This is a genomic window from Pseudomonas sp. PI1, assembly GCF_000812405.1.
Taxonomy (GTDB): domain Bacteria; phylum Pseudomonadota; class Gammaproteobacteria; order Pseudomonadales; family Pseudomonadaceae; genus Pseudomonas; species Pseudomonas citronellolis.
On the sequence record NZ_JWMC01000032.1, the window covers coordinates 1 to 10724 of the forward strand.

The following is a 10724-nucleotide window of genomic DNA, read 5'->3' on the forward strand; positions in this document are numbered from 1 at the left end:
GTGGTGGACGGGCGGGGCGCCCGCCGCGAACTGCGGGCGCGCCGCGAGGTGATCCTGTGCGCCGGCGCCATCGGCTCGCCAACCCTGCTGCAGCGCTCGGGCATCGGCCCGCGGCCCTTGCTGGAACAACTGGGCATCGGCGTGCGCCACGCGCTGCCCGGCGTCGGCGAGAACCTGCAGGACCACCTGCAGCTGCGGCTGATCTACCGCATCCAGGGCACCCGCACGCTGAACCGTATCGCCGCCACGCCCTGGGGCAAGGTCGGCATGGGCCTGGAATACCTGTTCAAGCGCAGCGGCCCGTTGTCCATGGCGCCGAGCCAACTGGGCGCCTTTGCCAAGTCCGACCCCGGCCAGGCCTCGGCCAACCTCGAATACCACGTGCAGCCGCTGTCCCTGGAGCGCTTCGGCGAGCCGCTGCACGCCTTCCCGGCCTTCACCGCCTCGGTGTGCGACCTGCGCCCGCAAAGCCGCGGCAGCGTGCGCATCCGCAGTACCGACCCGCGCGCCAAGCCGCTGATCCAGCCCAACTACCTGAGCCACCCGGAAGACCTCAAGGTAGCCGCCGACGCCATCCGCCTGACCCGCCGCATCGCCGCCGCGCCGGCCCTGGCGCGCTTCCATCCGGAGGAATACAAGCCCGGCCCGGACTTCCGCAGCGAGGAAGACCTGCACCGCGCCGCGGCGGACATCGGCACCACCATCTTCCACCCCGCCGGCACCTGCCGCATGGGCAGCGGGCCGAATGCCGTGGTCGATAGCCAGCTGCGCGTGCACGGCATCCCCGGCCTGCGCATCGCCGACGCCTCGATCATGCCCACGCTCACTTCCGGCAACAGCTGCTCGCCGGTGCTGGTGATCGCCGAGAAGGCGGCGCGGATGATCCTGGCCGAACCCACGCGGCAGGCAGAGGTCATCCCTATCAGCGGCCGGGAGGAAAAGGCCCTGTCCTGACGGCCACCCCGGCGGGACGAACACGAGGTTCGACAGCAGACAGCGTCGCGCGGCCCCCGGGCCGTGGCGGTCGAGGCTGAAACAACAATAAGAGCCCCCACGAGGGGCAGGAGAGCCGTAATGACCGATCTAGCACAGCCCCAGTCGTTCGAACGGGGGCGCTCCAGCAGCCGCGAAGAGCGCAAGGTGATCTTCGCTTCCTCGCTCGGCACCGTGTTCGAGTGGTACGACTTCTTCCTCTACGGATCGCTGGCAGCGGTCATCAGCAAGCAGTTCTTCGCCGGCGTCAACGACACCACCGCCTTCATCTTCGCTCTGCTGGCCTTTGCCGCCGGCTTCCTGGTGCGGCCCTTCGGCGCCCTGGTGTTCGGCCGTCTGGGCGACATGATCGGGCGCAAGTACACCTTCCTCGCCACCATCCTGCTGATGGGCCTGTCGACCTTCTGCGTCGGCCTGCTGCCGTCCTACGCCAGCATCGGCGTGGCCGCGCCGATCATCCTCATCGCCCTGCGCCTGCTGCAGGGCCTGGCCCTGGGCGGCGAATACGGCGGCGCGGCCATCTACGTCGCCGAGCACGCCCCGGCCAACAAGCGCGGCGCCTACACCAGTTGGATCCAGTGCACCGCCACTGCCGGCCTGCTGCTGTCGCTGCTGGTGATCTGGGGCTGCCGCCAGGCCACAGGCGAAGCCTTCGAGACCTGGGGCTGGCGCCTGCCGTTCCTGATTTCCATCGTGCTGCTGGGCATTTCCACCTGGATCCGCCTGTCCATGCAGGAGTCGCCGGCGTTCCTGAAGATGAAGGCCGAGGGCAAGATCAGCAAGTCGCCGCTGAAGGAGTCCTTCACCCGCTGGAGCAACCTGAAGATCGTGCTGATCGCCCTGTTCAGCATCAACGCCGGCCAGGCGGTGACCTTCTACGCCGCGCAGTTCTACGTGATGTTCTTCCTCACCCAGGTGCTCAAGGTCGACCCGGGGCTGTCCAACGTGCTGCTGATCATCTCCCTGGTGATAGGCGCGCCGCTGTTCGTGCTGGCCGGCTGGGTGTCCGACAAGGTCGGGCGCAAGCCGGTGCTGGTGGTCGGCCTGCTGCTGGCGACGGTGTTCTACTTCCCGCTGTTCAAGGCCCTGACCCACTACGCCAACCCGCAGATCGACCAGGCCTCGCGCCAGGCGCCGGTGGTGGTGATGGCCGACCCGGCCACCTGCACCTTCCAGTTCGACCCGGTGGGCAAGGCCAAATTCGACAGCCCCTGCGACAAGGCCAAGACCCTGCTGGTGAAAGGCGGCGTGCCCTACAGCACCCAGGCCGCGCCGGCCGGCAGCGAGTTGGTGGTGAGCGTGGGCGAGAAGCGCATCGAAGGCTTCGACGCCGCCGCCCTAGGCGCCGCGGTGAAGGAAGCCGGCTACCCGACCCAGGCCGACGCCTCGCTGGTGAACCGGCCGATGGTGATCGCCATCATCGTGGCGCTGATCTTCATCGCCACCTGCTGCTACGGCCCGCTGGCGGCGCTGATGGTCGAGCTGTTCCCGACGCGCATCCGCTACACCTCGCTATCGCTGCCGTACCACATCGGCAACGGCTGGTTCGGCGGGCTGCTGCCGACCATCTCCTTCGCCCTGGTGGTGTACACCGGCAACATCTTCTACGGCCTCTGGTATCCGGTGCTGATCACCGGCGTGAGCCTGGTGTGCTCGCTGCTGTTCCTGCGCGAGACGCGGCACAACGACATCCATGCCGATTGATCACGGCGCCGCCGGGGGCTCTTCGTAGGAGCGAGCTTGCTCGCGAAGGGTGCCTTCCGGCGGCAGCCGTGTGCCAGGTTGACTCTGTCCCCTCTCCCTGAAGGGAGAGTGGGCTGTCCGGTGCGCTCGGGAAGTTCGGCGTCAACCTGAGCGGACGTCTGCGAATCGCGCACAGGGCGCGCTCACCCGTCCATGCCACCGGGGCATCCGGCGTGGCCGGCAAATCCAATCGCGGACGGAGTCCGCTCCTACGCCCGTGCTTTTCTGAACCGTAGGCGTAGCTGTCTTGCAGGCCGCGCCGGGGTGCTCTTCGTAGGATGGGTTGAGCTTGCGAAACCCATGCGGTTGCGGTGATGGGTATCGCTTCGCTCAACACCATCCTACGGGTCTTGTGCTTGCCGGAGGGTGTAGGACTCTGTCCGCGATTCGGCGGATAACGCCGTAGGCGTTATGCGCCCTACGTCCGGCCGGGGCGGGCGTGTTCAGAACAACGCCATCTGCCGATCGACCGTGCTGCAAGTGTCGGGGACGTGCTGACAGATAATTCAGGGCTGCCGAGCTCTTCGTCATGTTCCATTTTCGCTGCGATATCCAGGAACGAGCATGCGGGTGACAGGGAAAGTGGACTGCATACCCTCTCGAACGCTCGCTCTAAAAACGCTCTGTCTTCCAAGGCTTTCAGGGGGGAACAGGTCATGCCGGCCCCCCTGGGAAGCGAGCCCGCGCCGGTTGCCGGCAAGGAGTGGAAGACATCCTCGAGTACTGATGGAAACAGCAAGCAGTGGAAGGACATGACAAGGAGATCGAGCGATGAGCAAGCACTACGCGAACGACCTGGAGTATCCATTGCTCTTCGGCGCGCAGCCTCTGGGGCTGGGCCGGGAGGGCGGCTACATCGAGGGCGGCCCGTCGGATGATACGTTGATCGGCGGCGCTGGAGACGACCTGCTGTACGGCGACGCTGGCGACGACTTTCTCGAGGGGGGCGGCGGCGACGATTACCTGATGGGAGGCGAGGGCGAAAACACCTACTACTTCGCTTCCGGCTGGGGAAACGACACCATCGAGCCGCCCCCGCTGTACGACTGGGAAACCGGTATCACCAGGCCTCCCAGCGACAGCATCGAGTTCGGCCCCGGTATTTCCGGCAGCGACATACGGCTGGTCAAGAACGGCAACGATCTCATGATCTTCGGCCAGGGTGGGCGTGACTCCATCACCCTGTCGGGCTACTTCGACGAGGCCGGCCCGTTGCGCGAAATACGTTTCGCCGATGGTACGCGCTGGCTGCCTGAACATATCCTCGACCAGGTGTTGTCGGGCACCGAGAACGACGACGACCTGCACGGCGATGAGCGGGACAATCGGATTTCCGGTGGCCTGGGCAACGATCGGTTGTTCGGCGAGGGGGGAAACGATCACCTCGATGGCGGGGAGGGAAACGACTATCTGCTGGGTGGCGATGGGGACGATATCCTCATCGGTGGCGCTGGCGATGATTTCCTCATGGGGCATTCCGGCCATAACCGCTACCGCTTCGAGCGAAACTGGGGAGCGGATCGCCTCTTCAGCACCAATGGCAAGGATGGTCGGGAAACGCTGGAGTTCGGCGAGGGAGTGGACCCTTCAAGCCTGAGGATCGCCGAGCGGGATGGCGTTCTGTACCTGATCCAGGAAGGCACCGGCAACCGGCTCGAATGGTCGGGCTATTTCGACTTCAAGCATGGGGACGCCGAGATCCGCTTCGCCGATGGCACCGTCTGGGGGCGTGACTATATCGACGCCGTATTGCAGCGTGGAGCTTCCCCCCAGGGGCGTTGCAATTTGCCCGGCGGCCTTGGCAGCCAAACGCCGATATCGCCGCTGGACGAGTCGCCTGGAGCACCGCTGGCTGCGGCGTCCGGCAGGCTCGATGCCGATGGCTTGCTGCTCACTCTCGAAGGCAAGACTCATCAACTGGTCAACGTGCTTGCGGCGTTCGGTACGCCGCCTGCCAGCGGCTCCCTGGGAGCGGTTGCGGTGAGCACGCAGTTGGAGCATCTCCTGGCAGTCGCTGGCTGAGTCCGGAGGAGTGGCTCCTCGGCGTGAGCCGAGGGGCCTTTGACCTTTGCCATCCAACTATGTCGGCCTCAGTTCCGGCAAAAAAATCGTCGTACCGAGTTCCTGGGAAATTTCCACCGTTTCTGTGGCGTTTAGGAAAAATTTGCAGGCAGAACTGGAAGTGGACTGCATACGTTCCTAGGGCCTCCTCTTAAAAAGACTCCCAGATGGGCATTTCAGGGAGTCGATCATGCTGCGCATCTTACGTGGGCGTTATCGAGCCAAGCCGCTAGCCTGCGGCCGCCAGCAACGGACGGGAGTCATCCTGTGAAGGTCCTGTTGCTGCACCAGAACTTCCCTGGCCAGTTCCGCTACCTGGCTCGGAACCTGGCCACCGATTCCGCCTGCGAGGCGCGGGCCGTCGGGCTGGACAGCGCGCCAGGGCTACCCGGTGTGCCACTGCTGCGATACCGCCCCACCCGGGCACCGGCCAGACAGGCGCATGGTTATCTGCGCACGCTGGAAAACGCAGTGCTGCATGGCCAGCAGGTAGCGCGACTGCTGCTGCAACAGCGGCGCAAGGGATATAGCCCGGATGTGATCCTGGCGCATCCCGGCTGGGGAGAGACGCTGTTCGTCAAGGACGTATTCCCCGACGTCCCGTTGATCCATTTCTGTGAGTTCTATTACCAGCATCGAGGCGCGGATGCGGGCTTCGATCCCGAGTTTCCCTCGACGCTGGACGACTCCGCGCGCCTGCGCCTGCGCAATACCCTGCATCTGCTCAACCTCGAACAGTGCGACCTGGGCATCACGCCAACCCATTGGCAGCATTCCCTTCATCCCGAGGCCTATCGGGGAAAGATCCGTATCGCCCACGAAGGCGTTCCGGTCGATGAGTTGCGGCCGGACCCTCAAGCCTCGCTGGTTCTACCCTGCGGTCGGCAACTGCGAGCCGGGCAGCCAGTGGTGACCTACGTGGCGCGCAACCTGGAGCCTTACCGGGGCTTCCATAGCTTCATGCGTTCGCTGCCGGCCATTCTGGCGGCCAACCCGCATGCCCAGGTGCTCGTCGTCGGTGGCGACGGTTGCAGCTACGGGGCGCCGCCGCGGGATGCCGCCAATTGGCGCAGCAAGTTGCTGGAGGAAGTGTCGCCGGACCCGGAGCGCGTGCACTTTCTCGGCAAGGTGCCGTATGCAACCTACCGGCGCGTGCTGCAGGTCTCCGCGGCCCATGTCTACCTCACCTATCCCTTCGTCCTGTCCTGGTCGCTGCTCGAGGCCATGGCCAGCGGCTGCCTGGTCGTCGGTTCGGATACCGCGCCGGTGCGCGAGGTGATCGAAGACGGGCGCAACGGTTACCTGGTCGATTTCTTCTGCGCGCAATCCATCGCCGAGCGCGTCCTGGCTGCCCTGGAACAGCCGGCTTCGCAGCAGCAACTGCGGGATGCCGCCCGGCTCACGGCGCAACGTTACAGCGTAACCGCTGGGCTCGAGGCCTACCGCCAGTTGCTGGCCGATGCCCTCGAAGGAAGGGCCGTGGCGGCGCGCTGAGGCCATGGACGCACTCTTGGAAAAGCACAAGGAAAACCGATGCCCCTGGAACAACCCGAAGGCATAGCCGATGCCACCCCGAAACTGGACAGCGCAGTAGCCTGTCTGGTGATGCTGGCGCGTTTTCATCAGGTCGCCGTTTCGCCGGAGCAACTGGCCCATGAGTTCAGCCCGTCCCAGGAAGGCTTCGGTACCGCTGAAATCCTCCTGGCGGCGCGCAAGCTTGGCCTCAAGGCGCGCGCCGCGCGCAGCACGGTCGATCGACTGGCCAGAACGCCGCTCCCTGCCATAGCCCGGTCGAATGCCGGCGGCTTCTTCCTTATCGCACGGCTCGACCAGGGGCAGGCACTGATCCAGGACCCCAATGCACGGCGGCCGGAAGTCTGCTCCCTGGCTGACCTGGAGAGTCGCTGGAGTGGCGAGCTGATTCTGGTCCGCTCCGAGGCCTCGGATGCCGCCGGTCTCTCCCGTTTCGACTTCACCTGGTTCATCCCGGCCGTGGTCAAGTACCGCAAGCCGCTGGGGGAGGTCCTGGTGGCGTCCTTCGTGCTGCAGATATTCGCCCTGTTGACGCCGCTGTTCTTCCAGGTGGTGATGGACAAGGTACTGGTGCACCGAGGGCTTTCGACCCTGGACGTACTGGCGGTCGGCCTGCTCGGCATCATGCTGTTTGAAACCCTGCTCAGCGGCTTGCGCAGCTACGTCTTCGCCCATACCGCCAGCCGCATCGACGTGGAACTTGGTGCGCGCCTGTTCCGCCACCTGATCACGCTGCCACTGGCGTATTTCCAGGCGCGTCGCGTCGGCGACTCGGTGGCGCGGGTGCGCGAACTGGAGAACATCCGCAACTTCCTCACCGGCAATGCCATCACCCTGGTGCTCGACGTGCTTTTCTCGGTGGTGTTCATCGCCGTGATGTGCTTCTACAGCGGCTGGCTGACCCTGGTGGTGGTGCTTTCGCTGCCCCTGTATTTCCTGCTCTCGCTGTTCGTCACGCCACTGCTGCGCGCGCGGGTGCAGGAAAGCTTCAACCGCGGGGCCGAGAACCAGGCCTTCCTGGTGGAAACCATCAACGGCATCGACACCCTCAAGTCGATGGCCGTCGAACCGCAAACCACCCGCAAGTGGGACAACCAACTGGCAGCCTACGTGGCGGCCGGCTTCAAGACACAGAACCTGTCCATGCTGGCCAACGAGGGGGTCTCGCTGATCGGCAAGCTGGTCACGGTTGCCACCCTATGGCTGGGCGCGCGCCTGGTCATCGAGGGCCAACTCACCGTAGGGCAGTTGATCGCCTTCAACATGCTGGCAGGCCGGGTGTCGCAACCGATCATGCGCCTGGCGCAGCTGTGGACGAATTTCCAGCAGACCGGCGTATCGGTGCAGCGCCTGGGGGACATCCTCAACAGCCAGACGGAGCTTTCGCAAACCTCCCGCAGCAGCCTGCCCGCGCTGAAAGGCCGCGTGGAATTCGACCAGGTGCATTTCCGCTATCGTCCAGACGGTTCGGAGGTGCTGCGTGGCATCAGCCTGAGCATCGCCGCGGGCGAGGTTATCGGCATCGTCGGCCGCTCCGGCTCCGGCAAGAGCACCCTCACGCGCCTGCTGCAGCGGCTGTACGTGCCCGAGCGCGGGCGGGTGCTGGTGGATGGCATGGACCTCGCGCTGGCCGACGTTTCTTCGCTGCGTCGCCAGATCGGCGTAGTGCTGCAGGATAACCTGCTGTTCAACCGCAGCATCCGCGAGAACATCGCGCTGACCGACCCCGGCGTGCCGGTGGAAACGGTGATCCAGGCCGCGCGCCTCGCCGGCGCCCATGAGTTCATCCTGGAACTGCCGGAAGGCTACGACACCCTGGTCGGTGAACATGGTTCCTCTCTATCCGGAGGCCAGCGGCAGCGCATCGCCATCGCCCGGGCGCTGATCGGCAATCCGCGCATCCTGATCTTCGACGAGGCCACCAGCGCCCTGGACTACGAGTCCGAGCGCGTGGTTCAGCAGAACATGAAGGCCATCTGCAAGGGGCGCACCGTGATCATCATCGCGCACCGCCTGAGCGCGGTGCGCGATGCCCACCGCATCGTGGTCATGGACCGTGGCCAGATCGTCGAACAGGGCAGCCATGCCGAACTGCTCGCCCACCAGGCCGGGCACTATTCGCGCCTGTTTCGCCTGCAGCAGGGCGGTGTGCCATGAGCGCCCGCCGTGAACTGCTGCAGCGCTACCGTGAAGCCTGGCGCCAGGCCTGGCGCAATCGCCAGGCGATGGACGCGCCGCGACGTCTGCCCCATGAAGTGCAGTTCCTGCCCGCGGCCCTGGCCTTGCAGGAGCAGCCGGTCGGTCCGCTGGTGCGCTACATCAAATGGTCGATCATGGCCTTTGCCGCCCTGGCCGTGCTCTGGGCCTGCCTGGGTGAGATAGACGTGGTCGCCACTGCCCGCGGCAAGATCGTGCCCAGCGGCAAGACCAAGGTCATCCAGCCCAGCGAGGTGGCCGTGGTCAAGGCCATCCATGTCTACGACGGGCAGCAGGTAAAGGCCGGCGACCTGCTACTGGAACTGGACCCGAGCCAGACCGAGGCGGACGTCGAACGCCTGAAAGCGGACCTGCTGGCGGCCAGGGTGGATAGCGCCCGCGCAAGCGCCATGCTCGAAGCCATCCGCGACGGAGTCGAACCCGGCTCCCTGGCGGAGCGTCTGCCCCAGGCCAGCGAGGAGCAGCGCCAAAGCGCCCAGCGCTGGCTGAGCGGGCAATACCTGGAGCTACGCAGCAATGTCGAGCAGACCCAGGCGCTGATCGAACAGCGCAGCGCGGAAATCCAGGCGGCGCAATCCACGGTCGACTCCCTGCGCATCACCCTGCCCATCGCCGAGCAACTGGCGGCGGACTACAAGCGCCTGATGGAGCGCCGCTTCGTCGCCAAGCACGCCTGGCTGGAGAAGGAACAGTCCCGTCTGGAGCAGACCCGCGAGCTCGCGGTGCAAAAGGCTCGCCTGCTGGAACTGCGAGCCTCCAGGCGCGAAGCCGAACAACGCCGCGAAGGCGTGATCGCCCAGACCCGCCGGGCCATGCTCGACCTGCAGCAGCAATCCGAACAGAAGGCCGCCGCCCTGGCCCAGGAACTGCGCAAGGCGCAGCAGCGCGACCAACTGACCCGCCTCACCGCCCCCGTGGACGGCACCGTCCAGCAACTGGCCATCCACACCCGCGGCGGCGTGGTCACCGCGGCCCAGCCCCTGATGGCCATCGTGCCCAAGGACCAGCCCGTGGAAGTGGAAGCCATGCTGGAAAACAAGGACATCGGTTTCGTCTGGCCCGGGCAGGAAGTGGAAATCAAGGTCGAGACCTTCACCTTCACCAAATACGGCGTGGTGCCGGGCGAAGTCATCAGCATCTCCGACGACGCTATCGAGGATGAAAAGCGCGGGCTGCTCTACAGCATGCGTATCCGGTTGAAGCAAAACCATATCCGCGTCGGTGCGCGGGATATTCCGCTGACGCCGGGAATGGCTGTCAGTGCGGAAGTCAAGACGGATAAGCGGAAGGTGATCGAGTATTTCCTGAGTCCGCTTAAACAGTATGTGAGTGAGAGTTTGGGGGAGAGATAGACGGTGGCGAGAGTTTTTATTATCAATGTTATTGGGCTGTTAACATGCTTCTGAATATTTTATTTATTTATCCTCTGTTTCTAGTTTCTATGAACTTATTTCTTTTATGGAAATGGCGGCGTATGACTAGATGGAGGTGGGGAGCGATAGCAGTAATATGGCTGCCTTTTTTTCTGCTTCTGATTGTAGGAGGAGTCTTTTGGGGGGGCGAAGTTCGGAGAAAAAATCTAATAGAAAGTTATGAGGCGGTTTTTGGTGGGGGGCGAGATGAAGCCTACGGTAACCCTAGAGAAATGCTGCAAGGGGATGAGGATACAGTTTGTTTGTATGACTCATATGATTTGTCTCTTGTTATAAATAAAGAGGGGGTGCCCGTAGTTGAAAACTTGGATCCAAATGACTTTCCAGCTGAAGATGGAGTTTGGTATGCGATTTTTATATCTAATAATTTTGTAACGAGAGTGAGGGTTCTTTCTCCTGGCTTGCTAGGAGATGGATGTTATGGTGATTAATAGATATTTGTTTGTGAGGTGAGTATGAGTAGCTGGCCAGGTAGTAGGGTTTGGTGGGAGAAGAAAGCACGAGACATGTATGAAAGTCGCACAGGTAGGAGCGATTTTAAGAATTCAGATCCCCAGTTTGATGCGTTCAGACATGCGTATACGAGTGCATTATGGACATGGCTGTTCGGCTCCGAAATTGCCAAGGCTGGAGGGGACTATGTTGAGCTAAATAATAGAAGGAATTTTGAGTCTCCGAGAGGGGGCCGAGACATGAATGGAGATCTTCATAATAATAATATAGGTAGAGAAGTTGGCAGTAGGT

Annotated in this window: 7 protein-coding genes and 1 pseudogene; all 8 read left to right on the plus strand. The window is 63.6% G+C overall.

Annotation, left to right across the window (positions count from 1 at the left end):
* On the plus strand, positions 1–954 hold a 954-nt coding region (locus RN02_RS11365; RefSeq protein ID WP_043314600.1), incomplete at its 5' end, for a GMC family oxidoreductase.
* Between the two features lie 120 nt (positions 955–1074).
* Positions 1075–2697 carry an MFS transporter gene (locus RN02_RS11370; protein ID WP_043314602.1) on the plus strand — a complete coding sequence of 541 codons (1623 nt, stop codon included), beginning with the start codon at positions 1075–1077 and terminating at the stop codon, positions 2695–2697.
* 810 nt (positions 2698–3507) lie between these two features.
* Positions 3508–4758 carry a calcium-binding protein gene (locus tag RN02_RS11375; protein WP_043314604.1) on the plus strand — a complete coding sequence of 417 codons (1251 nt, stop codon included), beginning with the start codon at positions 3508–3510 and terminating at the stop codon, positions 4756–4758.
* Positions 4759–5064: 306 nt separating this feature from the next.
* Positions 5065–6291, plus strand: coding sequence for a glycosyltransferase family 4 protein (locus tag RN02_RS11380; RefSeq protein WP_043314605.1), 1227 nt, complete (start codon positions 5065–5067; stop codon positions 6289–6291).
* 39 nt (positions 6292–6330) lie between these two features.
* Positions 6331–8487, plus strand: a complete 2157-nt coding sequence (locus RN02_RS11385; RefSeq protein ID WP_052267707.1) for a type I secretion system permease/ATPase — start codon at positions 6331–6333, stop codon at positions 8485–8487.
* Positions 8484–9899, plus strand: a complete 1416-nt coding sequence (locus RN02_RS11390) for an HlyD family type I secretion periplasmic adaptor subunit (RefSeq protein WP_043314606.1) — start codon at positions 8484–8486, stop codon at positions 9897–9899. The genes RN02_RS11385 and RN02_RS11390 overlap by 4 nt, the downstream gene beginning before the upstream one ends.
* A 44-nt stretch (positions 9900–9943) precedes the next feature.
* On the plus strand, positions 9944–10411 hold the full coding sequence (locus RN02_RS33205; RefSeq protein WP_152623746.1) for a hypothetical protein: 468 nt from the start codon (positions 9944–9946) through the stop codon (positions 10409–10411).
* 24 nt (positions 10412–10435) lie between these two features.
* A pseudogene (locus tag RN02_RS34690) lies at positions 10436–10720 on the plus strand (DUF6973 domain-containing protein); the annotation flags it as partial.
* Positions 10721–10724 lie beyond the last annotated feature (4 nt).